This is a genomic window from Labrys sp. WJW (assembly GCF_001676615.1).
Classification (GTDB): Bacteria; Pseudomonadota; Alphaproteobacteria; order Rhizobiales; family Labraceae; genus Labrys; species Labrys sedimenti.
On sequence record NZ_LYXZ01000079.1, the window covers coordinates 18,122 to 35,251 of the forward strand.

At 63.7% G+C, this 17,130-nt stretch carries 14 protein-coding genes; 7 read left to right on the forward strand and 7 right to left on the reverse strand.

The genetic code is table 11. The features are described from left to right. Nucleotides 1-34: 34 nt before the first annotated feature. On the reverse strand, nt 35-1,444 hold the full coding sequence (locus BA190_RS33010) for a short-chain fatty acyl-CoA regulator family protein (RefSeq protein ID WP_245315031.1): 1,410 nt from the start codon (nt 1,442-1,444) through the stop codon (nt 35-37). Between the two features lie 172 nt (nt 1,445-1,616). On the opposite strand from BA190_RS33010, the gene BA190_RS33015 reads away from it, so the two are divergent. Both BA190_RS33015 and aceA read left to right on the forward strand, forming a co-directional pair. After that, nucleotides 1,617-1,850 (forward strand): hypothetical protein, encoded by a 234-nt coding sequence (locus BA190_RS33015; RefSeq protein WP_068298726.1) that lies wholly within the window; start codon nt 1,617-1,619, stop codon nt 1,848-1,850. Nucleotides 1,851-1,937: 87 nt separating this feature from the next. After that, complete coding sequence (aceA, locus tag BA190_RS33020) at nt 1,938-3,236, forward strand: isocitrate lyase (RefSeq protein WP_068298729.1); 1,299 nt, start codon at nt 1,938-1,940, stop codon at nt 3,234-3,236. Between the two features lie 150 nt (nt 3,237-3,386). On the opposite strand, the gene BA190_RS33025 is transcribed toward aceA, so the two are convergent. Together BA190_RS33025 and BA190_RS33030 are read right to left on the reverse strand one after the other, a co-directional pair. Further along, nucleotides 3,387-4,760: a sigma-54 dependent transcriptional regulator gene (locus tag BA190_RS33025; RefSeq protein WP_068298737.1), complete on the reverse strand. Its 1,374-nt coding sequence runs from the start codon at nt 4,758-4,760 to the stop codon at nt 3,387-3,389. A gap of 166 nt (nt 4,761-4,926) precedes the next feature. Then, nucleotides 4,927-6,759: an ATP-binding protein gene (locus BA190_RS33030; protein WP_068298740.1), complete on the reverse strand. Its 1,833-nt coding sequence runs from the start codon at nt 6,757-6,759 to the stop codon at nt 4,927-4,929. Nucleotides 6,760-7,004: 245 nt separating this feature from the next. On the opposite strand from BA190_RS33030, the gene BA190_RS33035 reads away from it, so the two are divergent. Then, on the forward strand, nt 7,005-8,327 hold the full coding sequence (locus BA190_RS33035) for a dicarboxylate/amino acid:cation symporter (RefSeq protein ID WP_068298826.1): 1,323 nt from the start codon (nt 7,005-7,007) through the stop codon (nt 8,325-8,327). A 95-nt stretch (nt 8,328-8,422) separates the two neighbouring features. Here the strand turns inward: BA190_RS33035 and BA190_RS33040 are convergent, their stop codons facing one another. Beyond that, on the reverse strand, nt 8,423-9,481 hold the full coding sequence (locus BA190_RS33040; protein ID WP_068298743.1) for a hypothetical protein: 1,059 nt from the start codon (nt 9,479-9,481) through the stop codon (nt 8,423-8,425). A gap of 449 nt (nt 9,482-9,930) precedes the next feature. Here BA190_RS33040 and BA190_RS33045 point away from each other — a divergent pair, with 449 nt between their 5' ends. Beyond that, the gene (locus BA190_RS33045; protein WP_068298746.1) at nt 9,931-11,214 is read left to right on the forward strand and encodes an OmpP1/FadL family transporter; all 1,284 of its coding nucleotides are present in this window, start codon (nt 9,931-9,933) and stop codon (nt 11,212-11,214) included. Between the two features lie 153 nt (nt 11,215-11,367). Here the strand turns inward: BA190_RS33045 and BA190_RS33050 are convergent, their stop codons facing one another. Both BA190_RS33050 and BA190_RS33055 read right to left on the reverse strand, forming a co-directional pair. Beyond that, the gene (locus tag BA190_RS33050; protein WP_068298749.1) at nt 11,368-12,216 is read right to left on the reverse strand and encodes a fumarylacetoacetate hydrolase family protein; all 849 of its coding nucleotides are present in this window, start codon (nt 12,214-12,216) and stop codon (nt 11,368-11,370) included. 447 nt (nt 12,217-12,663) lie between these two features. Beyond that, the gene (locus BA190_RS33055) at nt 12,664-13,089 is read right to left on the reverse strand and encodes a DUF2852 domain-containing protein (RefSeq protein WP_068298751.1); all 426 of its coding nucleotides are present in this window, start codon (nt 13,087-13,089) and stop codon (nt 12,664-12,666) included. 237 nt (nt 13,090-13,326) lie between these two features. Here BA190_RS33055 and BA190_RS33060 point away from each other — a divergent pair, with 237 nt between their 5' ends. From BA190_RS33060 to BA190_RS33070, 3 genes are all read left to right on the forward strand, one after another. After that, on the forward strand, nt 13,327-14,187 hold the full coding sequence (locus BA190_RS33060; protein ID WP_068298759.1) for an undecaprenyl-diphosphate phosphatase: 861 nt from the start codon (nt 13,327-13,329) through the stop codon (nt 14,185-14,187). Nucleotides 14,188-14,485: 298 nt separating this feature from the next. Beyond that, nucleotides 14,486-15,301 (forward strand): UDP-2,3-diacylglucosamine diphosphatase, encoded by an 816-nt coding sequence (locus tag BA190_RS33065; protein WP_068298829.1) that lies wholly within the window; start codon nt 14,486-14,488, stop codon nt 15,299-15,301. Between the two features lie 9 nt (nt 15,302-15,310). Further along, on the forward strand, nt 15,311-16,375 hold the full coding sequence (locus BA190_RS33070; protein WP_068298763.1) for a glycosyltransferase family 1 protein: 1,065 nt from the start codon (nt 15,311-15,313) through the stop codon (nt 16,373-16,375). A 52-nt stretch (nt 16,376-16,427) separates the two neighbouring features. On the opposite strand, the gene BA190_RS33075 is transcribed toward BA190_RS33070, so the two are convergent. Next, nucleotides 16,428-17,069, reverse strand: coding sequence for a LysE family translocator (locus BA190_RS33075; protein WP_068298766.1), 642 nt, complete (start codon nt 17,067-17,069; stop codon nt 16,428-16,430). Nucleotides 17,070-17,130 lie beyond the last annotated feature (61 nt).

Here is a 17,130-nt window from a genome sequence, read left to right on the forward strand (position 1 = left end):
CTCGACGTTCTTCGCATCGCTACGTCGAACGGCCTCAGATCCGCGAATAGAGGCTCTCGGCGTGCTCGTGCTCGTTCAGCACCAGCTTGTGCTCAGCGGGGGGATGGGCCCGCTGTCCGCAGTCGAGGCGCGGGCAGATGCGGCAGCCGACGCCGATCGCCACGGCCTGGGCGGAATTGGAAACATCCATGCCGTCGGAATAGACCATCTCGGCGGCATGCGAGATGTGGCAGCCGAGGCCGATCGAGAGATGGCGCCGGGGCGCATTGTGGCGATGGCCGCCCTTTGTCAACGACTTTGCAATGCAGAAATAGCGCGTGCCTTCCGGCATCTGGCTGATCTGGATGTTGATCTGTCCCGGCAGCAGGAAGGCGGCATAGACGTTCCAGCGCGGGCAGGCGCCGGAATGGCGCGGGATGTGAATGCCCGAGAGCGAGAAGCGCTTGGAGATGTTGCCGGCGATGTCGGTGCGGATCAGGTGCAGCGGGATGCCGCTGGCGCCGGGGCGCTGCAGCGTGGTCATGCGATGGCAGACCTGCTCGAAGCTGGTCTTGAAGCGCCGGGCGATCCTGTCGATGTCGTAGCGCGTCTCCCGGCAGGCGGCGAGGAAGGACTGATACGGCATGATCACGGCGCCGGCGAAATAGGCGGCGAGGGCATGGCGGGCCAGGGCCGGTGCATCGGCCGGCAAGGCGCTCTCGGTGATGAGATGCTCGATCTCGCGCGAGGCGGCGAGCAGGCCCAGGCGGTGGGCGGCCGTGAAGGTGGCGCTTTCGGGCGAGAGCACGTCCGCCGTCTCGAAGGTCTCCTCGTCGCGGCCGAGGCGCCCGGCAAGGCCTTGGGGCAGGGGAGCGAGCCGCCAATGCACGCCGAATACGTTGGAGAGGTAGAGTTTCAGGCCGGGCTCGAAGGAATCGGAGAGATTGTCGATCTCGCCGCGAATGCGTTCGGCCTGGGCCTCCAGACCCGGGAAATAGTTGGCATTGGCCTGCAGGAAGTCCGAAACCGCATCGGTGGCGACGTGATAGCCAGCCTCCTGCGCCGAGGTTGCGCCTTGATTGCTGTTGCGCAGCGAGCGGAAGCGATCGAACAGATGCACGATGGCCCGGCCGATCTGCGGGTTGGAACTGGCGAGATCGCGGACATCCTGGTTGGTGACGTCGCTGTCGGCGAAGAGGTCGTCGCCGAACAGCTCCATCAGGTCGCCGGCCAGGCGCGAATCGTCGTTCTCGGCGAGTTCAGTGGCGTCGACACCGAAATAGCTCGCCGTCTTCAACAGCAGCGGCACCGTCATGCGCCGGCGATTGTGCTCGATCAGGTTGAGATAGCTCGCCGAAATGCCGAGCGAGCTGGCGAGCTGCGCCTGCGAAATCCGGCTCTGCCGGCGCAGCCGCTGAATCTTGCCGCCGATGCGCGGATCGGCCTCTTGCATGGCGCTTGTCATCGTTCGTCCCTGGTTCCGGAATGTTGTAAATATTTACACGATTTACAACATTACAAAATTTTCTTTACAGCGCTTTTCCGGTTGACGCCCCGGAATTGCGATACGTCTTGCTTTATTGCGCCGCGGTGTCAATCATTGACTTAACACGAAACGCGGCACGGAGGAATGCGTTATGGACCAGATGCGCCAGAGCAACGAACACGACGAATTCATCACCATCATCGGCGCCAGCATGGCCGAGATCAACGCCGAGTACCACGCCCAGGGCCTGGCGGATCGGGACTTCTCGATCGTGCACAAGATCGGCCGGCATCGCTTCACCCGCGTGGGCGGTGGCGCTTCCGAACACATGTTCGACGGCCAGTCGATGATCGCCGCCACCTTCACCCGCACCCGGCGCAATTGACTTTGTTTCACCCTTCCCTGGAGGGGGAGGGTGAAGAGCACTCCCGCCGTCAATTTCTTTACACGTCTCCACGTTAGGAACTTTGTGATGCTCGATACCCAGAAGAACCGTCCCGCCGAGACCTTCCCCGCCCCGGAATGGGCGCCGGATCGCTGGCGCAACGTCCGCCGCAACTACACGCCGCGGGACGTGGAGCGGCTCGCTGGGTCGCTGCCGATCCGCCAGACGCTGGCCGAGAATGGCGCCAGGCGCCTGTGGGAACTGCTGCACAAGCGCGACTATGTGCCGACGCTCGGCACCTTCACCGGCAACCAGGCCGTGCAGCAGGTCAAGGCAGGTCTGGAGGCGATCTATCTGTCCGGCTGGCAGGTGGCGGCGGATGCCAACACCTCGGGCAACATGTATCCCGACCAGAGCCTGTACCCCGTCGACAGCGTGCCCTCCGTGGTGCGCCGCATCAACAAGGCCCTGCAGCGCGCCGACCAGATCCAGACCATGGAGCGCGTCGACGGCAAGGGCGGCGAACAGCTCGATTATTTCGTGCCTGTCATCGCCGATGCCGAAGCCGGCTTCGGCGGCCAGCTCAACGCCTATGAATTGATGAAGGCGATGATCGAGGCCGGCGCCGCCGCGGTGCATTTCGAGGACCAGCTCGCTTCGGAAAAGAAGTGCGGCCATCTTGGCGGCAAGGTGCTGGTGCCGACGCGCACCTTCATCAAGACGCTGAACGCGGCGCGCCTTGCGGCCGACGTGATGGGCGTGCCCACTTTGATCATGGCCCGCACCGATGCCGAGGCGGCTCGCCTGATCACCTCCGATGTCGATGAAGCCGATCGGCCCTTCATCACCGGGGAGCGCACGCCGGAAGGCTTCTATGTGCTCAAGGGCGGCTTCGAGGCGGCGATCGCCCGCGGTATCGCCTATGCGCCCTATGCCGACCTGATCTGGTGCGAGACCTCGACGCCGAGCCTGCCCGACGCCAAGCGCTTCGCCGAAGCGGTGCGCAAGGTCCACCCCGACCAGATGCTGGCCTATAACTGCTCGCCCTCGTTCAACTGGGCCAAGCATATGGATCCGGCGGCGATGAAGGCGTTCCAGCGCGAGCTGGGTGCGATGGGCTACAAGTACCAGTTCATCACGCTGGCTGGCTTCCACAACACCAGCTACACCACCTTCGACCTCGCCCGCCGCTACAAGCAGGATGGCATGGCCGCCTATTCGCAGCTCCAGCAGGCCGAGTTTGCCGCCGAAGCCGACGGCTTCACCGCAACGCGCCACCAGCGCGAGGTCGGCACCAGCTATTTCGACGCTGTCGCCACCATTCTGGGCGAAGGCCAGAGCTCGACCACGGCGATGGAACATTCGACCGAGACGGCGCAGTTCTAAGGCGATCGTCACTCCCTGACGTCATGAAGGCCCTTCCCGCGCCAGCGGGGAGGGCCGTTGTTTTTCAGGGCGCGCGGGCATCCTGCCCGCTCTTGGAAACGCGGCGCACTCTGGAAGGGACGAAGGGCAAGATGCCCGCGTACCCGGAGATTACGATTCTCCCGCCTCGAAACTCGCGCGGTTGATGCCGTATTTCGCCAGCTTGTCGTAGAAGGTCTTGCGCGGGATGCCGAGGGTTTCGAGGCTGGCGCGGACGTCGCCCTTGTGCCGGGTCAGGGCCTCGCGGATGAGGTCGGCCTCGTAGCGCTCCAGCCGTTCGGGCAGGGAGGCGCCTTGGTCCGCCGCCGGGGGCGGGGGCGCCTTGCCGGTCGCCGCCAGGTCGATCTCGGCCAGGCCCAGCGCCACACGCTCGGCGAAATGCACGATCTCGCGCACATTGCCGGGCCAGTCGTGGCTGGCGAGGTGGTGGCGCACGACAGGCGTCAGCATTGGCGCCTCCCGTTGGAAGCGCCGGCAGGCCCGGTCGAGATAGACGGCGAACAGCAAGGGCACGTCCTCGCGCCGTTCGCGCACGGGCGGAATGCGCAGCGTCACCACATTGAGGCGGTGGAACAGGTCTTCCCGGAAGCTGGCCTTGTGGACGGGGGAGCCGAGATCGCTCTTGGCGGCGGCGACCACGCGCAGATCCACCTGCCGGGCCGTGTTGGAGCCGAGCGGCGTGATCTCGCGCTGTTCGAGCACGCGCAGCAGGCGGGCCTGGGCGCTGAGCGGCATGCTCTCGATCTCGTCCAGGAACAGCGTGCCGCCGCTCGAATGCTCGATCAGGCCGACCCTTTTCTTCAGCGCGCCGGTGAAGGCGCCGCTTTCATGCCCGAACAATTCGCTTTCCAGTACCGTCTCGGGCAGCGCACCGCAATTGAGGGCGACGAAGCGCCCGCTGCGCCTGCGGCCGAGATGGTGGAGCTGGTCGGCCACCAATTCCTTGCCGGTGCCGGTTTCACCCACGATCATCACGTCGATATCGGCATCGGCCACCGCCTTCAGCGTTTCGCGCAGGCGCTCCATCGCGGGAGCGTCGCCGAGCAGGGGCGAGGGGGCGTGGGCCTCCTCCGCCGCCTGGCGCAGGCGCCGGTTCTCCATCACCAGGGCCCGCTTTTCGGTGGCGCGCCTCACGCTCTGGATCAGCCGGTCGGAGGCGAAGGGCTTGGACAGGAAATCATAGGCGCCCTCGCGCATCGCCTCGACGGCGGTGGCGATGTCGCCATGGCCGGTGATCATGATCACCGGCAGGTCGGGATCGCGGGTGCGCAGGGTGCGGAACAATTCCATGCCGTCGATGCGCGGCATGCGCAGATCGGTGATCACCACGCCCGGAAAGCGTTCGTCGATGGCCTTGAGGGCTTCGACGGCGGATTCGAACAGGAACGGCTCGAATCCGGCAAGCCGTAGCGTCTGCGCATTGGCGTCACGCAGGACGGCATCATCATCGACGAAGGCAACGGGAAAGGGGGGGCTGACGGTCATGGCGTGCGCCTCTCCGGAAGGAGGCTGGTCGACGAGGCGCTATTGCGAGCGCAGCGAAGCAATCCAGTCTTTCGCGGAGGGGCGAGACCTGATTGCTTTGCCAGGCTCGAAATGACGGGAGCAGGAAATCGAACGACGTGAAATACCGAAGCGTTGCCCATGCCGTTCATCCTTCTTTCTCCGCCCGCTTCAGGGTGATCAGGAAACGGCAGCCTTGGCCTGGCCGGCTTTCCACCTCCAGGCGGCCTCCGAATTCCTCGACGATGTCCTTGGAAATCACCAGCCCGAGGCCGAGCCCGCCGGACTTCGTGGTGGTAAAGGGCGTGAACAGATTGGCCGTCACCTCAGGCGCGAGGCCGGGGCCGTTGTCGGTGACGGCGAGCCGGACCAGGTCGCCATCGCCGGCGATGCCGATCTGGATGGCTTGCTCGGGTCGTCCTTCCAGTGCTTCCAGGGCATTCTGCAGGAGATTGACCAGCACCTGTTCGAGCCGCACGCGATTGGCCACCACCTGGAGATCTTCCGCGACCGGCTCGACCTCGATCTCGGCCCCTTGGCGCCTTGCCCTGATGCCGACCAGCAGCAGTGCGCCATCGAGCACGTCCTGCAGGGCAACCGGACCGATATCGCCACTGGCCTTGCGGGCAAAGCGGCGCAGTTGCGCGATGATGTCGGCGATCCTCTCGGTTAGCCCGGCAATGGTCGCCAGGTTCTGGCGTGCGGGCTGCGGCTCGCTGCGATCGAGAAAGATGGCGGCGTTGTCGGCAAAACTGCGGATGGCGGCGACCGGCTGATTGACCTCATGAGCAAGGCCCGCCGTGATCTGGCCGAGGATCGCAAGGCGGTTGGCCTGGGTGAGTTCGTCCCGCGCGGTCTGCAGTTTGGCCTCGACCTTGCGGCGCTCGTCGATCTCGGCCGAGAGGAGCGCATTGCTCTGGCTGAGGTCGAGCGTACGCGCCTCGACGCGGTGCTCGAGTTCGATCTGGGCCTCGGTGAGTTCGGCCGTCCGCGCGATCGCCCGTTGGCGCCTGTGCAGCAGGATGCCGAGCAGGACCAGTGTGGCGCCGACCACGGCGAAGGTGATGGAGCGCAAGGTCGCGGCGCCGGCGGCGAGCGCTCGTGCGGCGGGCTCGAGCAGATGCAGCTGCCAATTCGTGGAAGGTACCTCGCTTACACTGGCAAGGTGCAGTCCGCTGCCGCGCAGGGAGACGAAATCCGCGCCCGGTGTCATCGCCTGGCCGCGCCGGATCGGCAAGACCGTCAAAGGCGAATCGCCGAATTGCAGCGAAGTTCGGATCTTCGCTGCTTCCTCGGCGGTGAACGGGGCCTGCGCCATGAAGCGCCATTCCGGTTGGCTGGTCAGCAGTACGATGCCCCGGGGGTCGGTGACGTAGACGATGGCGCCCGAGCGATGCCAGTCTTCCTCGACAGAGAAGAACTCCACCTTGACCACGATGACGCCCTGCATGCCGCCCGGGCCGTCGATGCGGCGAGCGATGTAAAGGCCGGGCCGCTGGCTGACGGTACCGAGAGCGAAATGCTCCGTGTCACCTTTGGCCACGGCTTCGGTGAAATAGGGGCGGAACGCATAGTTGGTGCCGACGAAGCTGATATCCTCCTTCCAGTTGGAGGAGGCGATCGCCAGGCCCGTGCGGTCGATCAGATAGATCACAGCCGAACGCGCGCCGGCGTTCAGGCTTTCTAGCTTGGCGTTCATGGCGCCGATATGGGCGGTATCCGGCGTGCTCAGGGTCGCCAGAACGTCGGGATCGCGCGACAGCACCAGCGACAGCGTGCGCTGCTTTTCCAGCTCGCTGCGCAGGACCGCAATATCCAGCGTCGCGCTGCCGGCGGCCTGGGCCCTGAGGGCGTCGGCGGCCTGGCGCGTGCCATAATTGCCGGCGAGCCAGACGGCGAGCGCCAGACTCGCCAGGCTGAGGGCAGTAAAAATCAGCCATTCGATCCGTCGCCTTCGCCGTCTTTGCGCCGCTCCGCTCATGGGTTTCCGTTGTCATCCTTCATATCGAACATGTGCGGAAATCCGCACAGGAGCAAGGCCGATGTGCGGGACTTCGCTCAATAGGGCCGGCGTCGTCATAGGGTAAGAATTGTGGAAAGCAAGCAATATCAATGTTTTAACGGGTTGGCACGAGACTTGCTGTTCGCAGGGAAGCCGCTAACAGAAAGCGGCGTCGAGGAAACCCTTTGGGCCAGGCCGCCTGCCAAGGCCCCACGGAGGAACAGATGATCGCCCTCAGCGAGACGCCCAAGGCAGAAACTCCGCGCAAGCGCCCCTTCTATGCAAACCTCTATTTCCAGGTCCTCGTCGCGATCGCGCTGGGGATTTTGCTCGGTCATTTCTATCCCGATCTCGGCAAGTCCCTGAAGCCTCTGGGCGACGCCTTCATCAAGCTGGTGAAGATGGTAATCACCCCAGTGATCGCGCTGACCGTGATCACCGGCATTGCCGGCATGAGCGATCTCAAGAAGCTCGGCCGTGTCGTCGGCAAGGCCTTCATCTACTTCCTGACCTTCTCCACGCTGGCCCTGATCATCGGGCTTCTGGTTGGCAATATCGTGCAGCCGGGCGCGGGACTGAACATCAATCCGGCCACGCTGGATCCCAAGGCGGTGGCCGATTATGCCGCCAAGGCGCATGACCAGACCATCACTGGCTTCCTGATGAACATCATTCCCAACAACCCGATCAGCGCCCTGGCGGGTGGGGACGTGTTGCAGGTTCTGTTCTTCTCGGTGGTGTTCGGCATTGCGCTGGCCCAGATCGGCAGCGCGGCCGAACCGCTGATGGTCGTGCTGAATTCGATCTCCCGTGGCATGTTCCGGCTGGTGGCCATCCTGATGAAGGCTGCCCCCATCGGTGCTTTCGGCGCCATGGCCTTCACCATCGGCGCTTATGGCATCGGCTCGGTGGCCAATTTGCTGATGCTGATCGGCACCTTCTACCTGACCTCGCTGCTCTTCGTGCTGGTCGTGCTTGGCGCCGTCGCCTGGTACAATGGCTTCTCGATCCTTGCCTTGATCCGCTATATCAAGGAAGAGCTCTTGCTGGTGCTCGGTACCTCCTCGTCCGAGGCGGCACTGCCCAGCCTGATGGACAAGATGGAGCGAGCTGGCTGCCGCAAGTCCGTGGTGGGCATCGTCATTCCCACCGGCTATTCCTTCAATCTTGACGGCACCAATATCTACATGACCCTGGCGGCGCTGTTCATCGCGCAGGCCACCGGCATCCAGCTGAGCTGGGGTGACCAGATCCTGCTGCTTCTCGTCGCCATGCTGAGCTCGAAGGGCGCCGCCGGCATCACCGGCGCCGGCTTCATCACCCTGGCGGCGACGCTGGCCGTGGTGCCCGCCGTTCCCGTTGCCGGCATGGCTCTCATCCTTGGCATCGACCGGTTCATGTCCGAGTGCCGTGCTCTTACCAATCTGGTCGGCAATGCCGTTGCCACCATCGTGGTGGCTCGCTGGGAGGGCGAACTCGACAAGGCCCAGCTCGCCGCGGCACTGAGCGGCGACGACGCGCCGCAAACGGTCGCTGCGGCAGCCTGAGGTCCGACGACAGACAACACCGGAGTGGGGCGGACCAACGGTCCGCCCCTTTTTCTATGGGAATGTATTGCCCGTGTTCACCGCAAGCGCTGTCGTCAGACCTGGAGCTCCAGGTCGGCGGTGACGGGTGCGGCATCGCTGCGGTCCGGCGTTGCCTCATAGCCGCGGACACGCAGGCTGCCCTGGCGGGCATCGGCTTCGACGGCAAGCCGGGTGATGGCATTGCGCAGGGGCGGCTCCACCCAGGCGAAGGGCGCCATGGCCCGGCCGGCGTGGGAGGCGATCGCCAGACGGCGGCTGGGGCTGTCGCTTTCGCTCAGCGTCCCATTGTTCCAGCTCGGCGCATTGGCCCAGTCATTGGCAGCGGCGACCGGGCCGGGTTGCGTGACGAAAGCTTCGGGCCTGCGTTCGATCACGCAAGTCTCGGCAGGCGAAAGGCCCGTCAGCGTGAAGATCGTCTCGGCGGCGATCGGTATGCGTTCCATCAGGTCCCGCGCGGTGGCGAAATCGGGAGCCTCCTCGAAGACGCGGCGAAGCAGGTGCATGGCGGGCATCAGTCCCCGCCGCAAGCCGGACAGATCCGGCACGATCGCACCGCTGGCGCTGGCCGCGCCGGCCGGTGTCGGGCCCTTGTTGATCGTGGCGGCAAAACGGCCGGGTGCCAGGGCCGTCAGCACACCCACGGCGCCCGGCCAGGTCACGTTGAGGAATTCTCCTGCAGGGCCGCGTTGGCGGACCACTTCGACGAAGCGACCGAGACCGTCGAAATCCCAATCGAGCGTCCGCAGCAGCCGGGCTCCGCGTCCGTCCGGTGCGGCTGCCGCCAGGGTGGTGCAGCCCCATTCATAGGCTGCGTTGATCAGGAAGGCGCCGGGCATCGGCAGGAGCGCGGCGATCGCCTCGATCTCACCGACATAGGGGGAGGGGCTGGCGAGCAGCCAGGCATGCGCGCCGCTGTCGAGTTCGGCCACCTTGCCATGGGCCTCCGCCGGCATCGAGATCAGGCAGGAGCGCAACAGCGCCCGCACGGTATCCAGGCGGGCCTGGGCGTGCAGGACCAGGCCGCTATCGCGTGCATCGAAGATGGGAATGGGCGGCAACAAGGCTGCTGGGCCTTTCTGCAGGCCGACGCGAGGAAAAGGGATGACGCTCATTGCCGAGCTCCCGCCTGAAGAAGTTCTCGGCAATTATCTAAGTTTTGCGATGTATTGTCATCCAACAAGATGATGATCGAGGCGTCTGTGTTTCACTCCTCTTTCATCCAGCCGTCGGAGTGGCCTCGACCAGCGTGGTCGCGAACCAATGAGCTTTCGAATGGTTTTTCACTCGGTAAAGCATGTTTCCTGTCCCAAGTTGACGTAAAAACCGAGTGTTACAGGAACGCAACAACCTCGCTGAATTGAGACGGGGCTGTGACGGAAAGGCGGTGAAACGCCGGCTCTGCCCGTTACGGAGCGTCGAATATTCTGGTACGAGGAATCATGAGTTCGAATGAACCATCCGCAAGCAATACTTACTTGCCTGTGGTCAGACAAAAGCAATAGGCAGCTGAGATTACTCAGCCGGACCTGCCGTAGCGGCGGGTCATGATATGGGGGAACGAATGGCAAGGAACACCCAACTCGCATTGCTGCTGATGGCCGGCGTTTCGCTGGCCGCAAGCCAGGCCTATGCCGGCTCTTTCATGCTGCGTGAGCAGAGCACGATTGGTCTTGGGCAGGGATTTGCCGGCGTGGCGGCCGGATCGGGTGGCCTGAGTTCCATGTATTGGAACCCGGCGACGATGACCTTCGTTCCGGGCTGGCAATCGGAGTGGGTTCTCAACGGTATCTTCCCGCAGTCTGACATCAAGCCATACAGTGTTGGCGGCATAACCAGGGACTGGCCCTCGACGGGGGATATCGGCCAGGATAGTTTCCTCGCGGCGGGTTATACCTCCTACCAGGTCAATGACAGGCTCTGGATCGGCCTTGCCACCAACACGCCGTTCGGCCTGGTCACCAAAAACCCCTTCAACGCACCCGGGCAGGTCTACGCACGCACCTCCAAGGTCGCCTCCTTCGATATCAATCCCAACATTGCCTATAAGGTAACGGACTGGTTGTCGGTCGGTGTCGGCTTCCAGGCCATGTATTTCAAGACTCGGCTCGGTCAGGCGATTTCCCCGGCTCCCAACGCTCCAAATGCGACCCTTCGGGGCGATAGCTGGGGCTATGGCTTCACCGCGGGTGTCACCATCACGCCGATCGAGGGAACCGTAATCGGCATAGGCTACCGTTCCTCCGTCAAGCAGAACCTGGAGGGCAATTTGCGCACTCCGCTGGGACGGACGGGAGTTAAGGCCGATCTGGAACTCCCGGATCAGTTGACCATTGGCATCACGCAAACCGTTACGCCTGATCTCACGCTTTCCGCCGGTTTCGAATGGACGAAATGGAGCAGGTTCGGTGTAATTCCCGTCATCGCGACGTCGGGACCTGCGACGGGCCGCCAAGTGACGACCCTGCCGTTCAAATATGATGACGGCTACTATGTTTCAGTGGGTGGTGAGTATGCCTGGAGTCCGGAGCTAACGCTCCGCGCCGGCCTCGGCTATGAGTGGTCCCCGATTTCCGACTTCAATCGTGATCTGCGTCTGCCTGACAGCGATCGCATCCACGCTTCGATCGGCCTGGGCTACAAGATCAACAACAAGCTTTCGGTCGATCTTGCCTATTCGCATCTGTTCACGGTGAACGGCGATATCAAGCTCAATGCCCGCAACCCTCACTATGTGGGATTGCCCTATTTCGCCAAGACGGACTCGTCCGTCGACATCGTCTCAGCCAGCTTGACCTATCGCTGGGACGACCCGGGTGAGCCCAACCAGCCCGGCATCTTCAAGTAAGACGCTGAACTTCCGATAAAAAAGCCTTCGCGCAGGTTCCAGCCGGCGCGAAGGCTTTTTCATGTTGTGCCGTCTCATCTTTCGACACCTGACACCCTTCCTCTCGTCGAGCGGGGAAGGGCGCCAGTCAAGCCGTCAGGCGCGGTGGAACGCTCAGGCGCTCCAGGCCACCGTGGTCTGGCGCTGGTCGCCGAGCTTCTCGATGCCGAGCGTCATCACATTGCCGGGCTTGAGATAGCGCGGCGGCTTCATGCCCATGCCGACGCCGGGAGGCGTGCCGGTGGTGATGACGTCGCCGGGTTCCAGGATCAGGAACTGCGAGATGTAGTGCACGATGTGGGCGACACCGAAGATCATCGTCTTGGTCGAGCCGGTCTGCACGCGCTCGCCGTCGACATCGAGCCACATGGAAAGGTTCTGCACGTCCCCGACTTCATCGGGCGTGACCAGCCAGGGGCCGAGCGGGCCGAAGGTCGGGCAGCCCTTGCCCTTCATCCACTGGCCGGAGCGCTCGATCTGATAGGCGCGCTCGGAAACGTCGTTGCAGACGGCGTAGCCGGCGACATGGGAGAGGGCGTCCTTCTCCTCGACATAGGAGGCGCGGCTGCCGATGACGATGGCCAGTTCCACTTCCCAGTCCGTCTTTTCCGAGCCGCGCGGAATGACGACGTCGTCATTGGGGCCGACCACGCAGGACGGCGCCTTGTTGAACAACACCGGCTCCTTGGGGATCGGCATGTTGCTCTCGGCCGCATGGTCGGCATAGTTCAGGCCGACCGCGATGAAGTTGCCGGGCTGGGCGACGCAGGAGCCCAGGCGCGGATTACCGGTCACTTCCGGCAGCGAGGCTGGCGCAAGCGCGGCGATCCGGGCCAAAGACTGTGGCGAGAGGGCATCGCCCCTCCAATCGGCGACATGGGCCGACAAGTCCCTGATCTTGCCATCCGCATCGATCAAACCGGGCTTTTCAGAGCCCGGCACGCCAAACCGTACCAGCTTCATTGTGGGGTCCTTTAGACGAAAATTGCAGCCCTTCGGCCGTCGTTGAAATTATCGATCCTGAAAGCCGGTCCTCGCGAGGCAAATGCCATCAGCCGGCCGGTGCGGACCATGCCCGATCGGGGGGGCGGTCGCAAGCATTGTGTGGGATGCCACGCCAATATTTGTCGGATGAATGGTTGGCCTCATGTCGAGAAGAGGGAAGGCACCCCTCAATCTGCGGGCAAAATGCGGTGGAAGCACGCTTTGCGCAAAAAGAACGGATAGTCCTTCGCGGGTTTCGCGAAGGTTGCGCCCAGGCCTGTCGTCCCCAAGCCTCGCGAAATGACAAAGCCCGCACAGGTTGAGCTGTGCGGGCCTCGTGATCGGTTTGGAAACATTGGCGGCCTGAGCAGGGGGCGACCTGCTCGGTCTACATCGCTCCCGCCCAAACGCGTCTTGCTCTCCGCATCAGGCGGAGTGTCCCTCGCTGCCATTGCGAGCGGCATTGCGCTCGGCCATGAAGCGATCGAACTCTTCCTTGTCGCGGGCACGACGCAGATTGGTGACGAATTCGGCGAAGGCGCGACCTTCTTCCTCGAGGCGCCGGCGCTCCTCTTCCAGGCGGCGCAGCGTCTCGCGGCGATAATCGTCGAAAGCGGCATTGCCGGTGGCCGACCAGCCCTGGCCGGCATAGCTGCGCTGATCACGCGAGAAGCCGGCGAATTCCGCCTTGGCCCGCTCGAAGCCTTCACGCACCTTTTCCCTGGGAAAGCGGTCGCCCCAGATGAAATAGGCCAGCGCCGCCAGGCCAAGCGGCCACCAGATCAGAAAGCTGGCGATAACCGCCACCACATGAAGCGGATGCCAGCGGCCACGCGTAGAACAAGAGGTCATTATCCTCTCCCATGTTGCAACCCAGCACCCGAGCAGTTGGGGGTGGCGACGGGTGGCTTCAAGGGTACAAGCCGAAGTTGTGTCCGATTTAATCTTGGCGACCGCGCAAGCAGCAAAGCGCTGCTCCCGCGTTTCGTGCCGCAAATTCGGCGGTGGTGATGGCCTGCCGCAAAGTTGCCGTGATCGAAAGCTTTGTGGGCGCGCGTGCTGGGCCGGGCGCAATCTTCGAGGTGTGGAATGAATGGCGCTTGCACCGAAGGCGTCGACACCGGCTTCATGACGTTGGGGGTGGCAAAGGTCGCTTTCCTTGGCGTCGTCCAGGGTATCACCGAGTTGATGCCGATCTCCTCCACGGCCCATATGCGATTGGTGCCGGCCCTGCTTGGCTGGCAGGATCCCGGCTCGGCCTTCTCCGCGGCCATGCAGCTTGCGGCCCTGTGCGCGGTGGTCTGCTATTTCTGGACGGATATCCGCTCGATCACCCTGGGATCGCTGGCGGCCGTGCGGACAGGGGATTGGATGTCCCCGAAATTTCGCCTGGCGGTGGGCGTGGTGTTGGGCACGATCCCGATCGTGCTGGCCGGCCTGTTGCTCGCGCCCCTTCTCAATCGTTGCGACAGTCCCCTGCGCGCACTGCCGGTGATCGGGTTTGCCTGCCTCGTCATGGGTGGGCTGCTCGCCGCTGCCGAACTTCTGGCTCGCCACCGGCGCCGGGTCGAGGACATGCGATTGCGCGATGCCCTGATCGTCGGGCTGGCTCAGGTCGGCGCCCTGATCCCCGGCGTGTCGCGGTCCGGCTCGACCCTGACGGCGTCGCTGTTCTGCGGCTTCTCGCGCGAGGAGGCGGCGCGCTTTTCCTTCCTTCTGGGCATTCCCGCCATTGCCTTGGCTGGCTTGCACGAAATCGGCACCCTTTTGCGCGCCCATCTCTCCCTCGAAGGCTGGCTGATCCTCCTGGTGGGCCTTGTCGTCGGGGCGATTTCCTCCTTTGCCGCCCTGTGGGGGTTGATGCGCATTCTCGAGCGCTTTTCGACCTGGCCCTTCATCATTTACCGCATTGTGCTCGGGGCCGTCGTGCTGTGGATTGCCTATCACTAGAGCCGGGTGGCTCATGAGTGAACGCTCGTTTGCTCCAAGTCTTTGTTTCGGCGCGCGCCCGCAAATCGAGGTGTTCTCGTCTCGGCGCAAGACGCCATAAGAGAAAAGGTGACGAAAGAGCATCGATGTCTCCTTGGACATGTCGCCTGTCATAAAACCATGAACTGAATCGTGTTTGTGACAATCAGGATGCGTCGTCGATTTCGCTGATGTCTGCAGCAAAGCGCATCAAAGCAAGCGCCATGCTCTCATGCTTCGTTTCGACGACACGTTTTTTGGGCCAGGCGAGGATGGTGCCATGAACAGCGACGGCGAAGGCACGCGCTATCGAGCGCTCTTTATCTCGGATGTGCATCTGGGGACGCGCGGCTGCCAGGCCGGCATGCTGCTGGACTTCCTGCGCGCCTATGACGCCGAGACGATCTACCTTGTCGGCGACATCGTCGACGCCTGGCAGTTGAAAAGCGGCTGGTACTGGCCGCAGGCTCACAACGACGTGGTGCAGAAGCTGCTGCGCAAGGCGCGCAAGGGTGCGCGCATGGTCTATATTCCCGGCAACCACGACGAATTCCTGCGCGATTTCCCCGGACATCACTTCGGTGGCATCGAAGTCATGGAGCAGACCGTGCATGTCGCTGCCGACGGCAAGCGCTACCTGGTGATGCATGGCGACGCCTTCGACGTGGTGGTGCGACACGCCAAGTGGCTGGCCCTGCTCGGCGACTGGGCCTATGTCACGGCCCTGGGTGTCAATACCTGGCTGAACGCCATTCGCCGGCGCCTTGACATGTCCTACTGGTCGCTATCCGCCTGGGCCAAGCTCAAGGTGAAGAACGCTGTCAGCTTCATTGGCCATTTCGAGGAAACCCTGGCCAAGGAAGCCAAGCGTTTGAATTGCGACGGGGTCATCTGCGGCCACATCCATCACGCCACGCTGCGCGACCTCGATGGCATCACCTACATCAATTCCGGCGACTGGGTCGAAAGCTGCACGGCGATCGTCGAGCATTTCGACGGCCGTTTCGAACTGGTGCGTTGGAGCGAGCTGGTCCGACAGGCCGACAAGCCGCCGGCCCTCCAGGACGAGACGCTGGTTCCTCAGCGCGCCGCCTGAGCCGGCGCCATGAAAATCCTGATCGCCACCGATGCCTGGCGCCCGCAGGTCAACGGCGTCGTCCGGTCCCTGGAGCAGACGGCTGCGGCTGCAGCACGGCAGGGCGTCGAGATCGGCTTCCTGGCGCCGGATCGCTTCTGGTCGGTGCCGATGCCCTCTTATCCGGAAATCCGCCTCGCCATGCCGCCGCTCGGCGCCATCGAGCGCCATATCGAGGCCGAGAAGCCGGACTACGTTCATATCGCTACCGAAGGGCCGATCGGCCTGCTCTCGCGCCGGGCCTGCCTGAAGAAGGGGCGCCCTTTCACCACCAGCTATCACACCCGCTTTCCCGAATATCTCGCCGCACGCGCTCCCGTACCGCTCGACTGGAGCTATCGCTGGATCCGGCGTTTCCACAATGCCGGGGCGGGTACGATGGTCTCAACACCGGCCCTCGAGCGCGAACTGGCGGGGCGCGGCTTCAAGCGGCTGATGCGCTGGTCTCGCGGGGTCGATGCCGAACTGTACCGACCAAGACCGGTGCGCATCTTCGACCTGCCGGGCCCGATCTTCCTCTATGTCGGCCGGGTTGCGGTGGAGAAGAACATCGAGGCCTTCCTCGATCTCGACCTGCCCGGCTCGAAAGTGGTGGTGGGCGGAGGCCCGGCCCTGGAGATGCTGCGCTTGCGCTATCCGGCCGTTCATTTTGCCGGCATGCTCGAGGGAGAGGACCTGGCGAGGGCCTATGCCTCGGCGGATGTCTTCGTATTCCCCAGCCTGACCGATACGTTCGGCATCGTCCTGCTCGAGGCGATGGCCAGCGGCCTGCCTGTGGCGGCCTTTCCGGTAACGGGACCGATCGATGTGATCAGTACCGGCAGGACAGGCATCCTTGACAACGACCTTGCCGCTGCTGCGCGGGCCTGTCTCGACCTCAAGCCCGCGGACGCCCGGGCGGAGGCCTTGAAATATTCGTGGGACGCCTGCGCCCACCAGTTCATCGCCAATGTGGTGGACGCCTGCAGCCGGGCAAAGACCACACCTGCGCCAGCCGGTGCGGTCAAGCAGGGGCGTGCCAGCCTGCCGGTTTGACGATCAAGATTGGAGCCTGGCGCGCTGCCCTATGACCATGTGATGTCTGGGCTTATATCCGCGATAGCAGCAGGCGGATGCCGGCCAGGCCGAAGAACAGCGCCAGCGTGGCTTCAATCCAGCGCCGTGCCTTCTGATAGAGGCGAACCATGGGCCGGGCGGAAAAGATCAGGGCGTAACCGCCGAAGGTGGTCAGGCCGATCACGGCACAGCCGGCGATGATGGCCAGGGCGGTATATCCGGGAGCGTCGGATTTCAGGCCGAGTGACATGATGGCGATCCAGGCCAGGATCGACTTAGGATTGGTCAGATGCAGCATCAGGCCGCGCCAGTAGAGTCGACGGTAGTCGATTGGACCTTGTTCTTGCCTGGCCTCGTCCTGGCCGGCCTTGAAGGCCGAACGCGCCGATTTGACGGCCAGATAGAGGAGATAGAGCCCGCCGCCGATCTTGATGGCAGTGATGGCGTCGGCATAGGCGGCCAGCAGGGTGGAGACCCCGGTGGCTGCCAGCATGGCCCAGATCATCGAGCCCGTCATGATGCCGGACGCCAGCACCAGTGCCGGCAGGCGCCCCTGTCCCATGGCCACGCCCATGATGGCCAGATTGCTCGGGCCGGGGCTGGCGACGGCGACGGTGTAGAGAGCATAGACCGCCAGCAAGGCATGGAACTGATGGAACAAGGCGTCACCCATCGCAAACGTCTTACCGCAAGCCCAACTTCGGCATGCCGGCGGAGAATAGACAGACAATAGC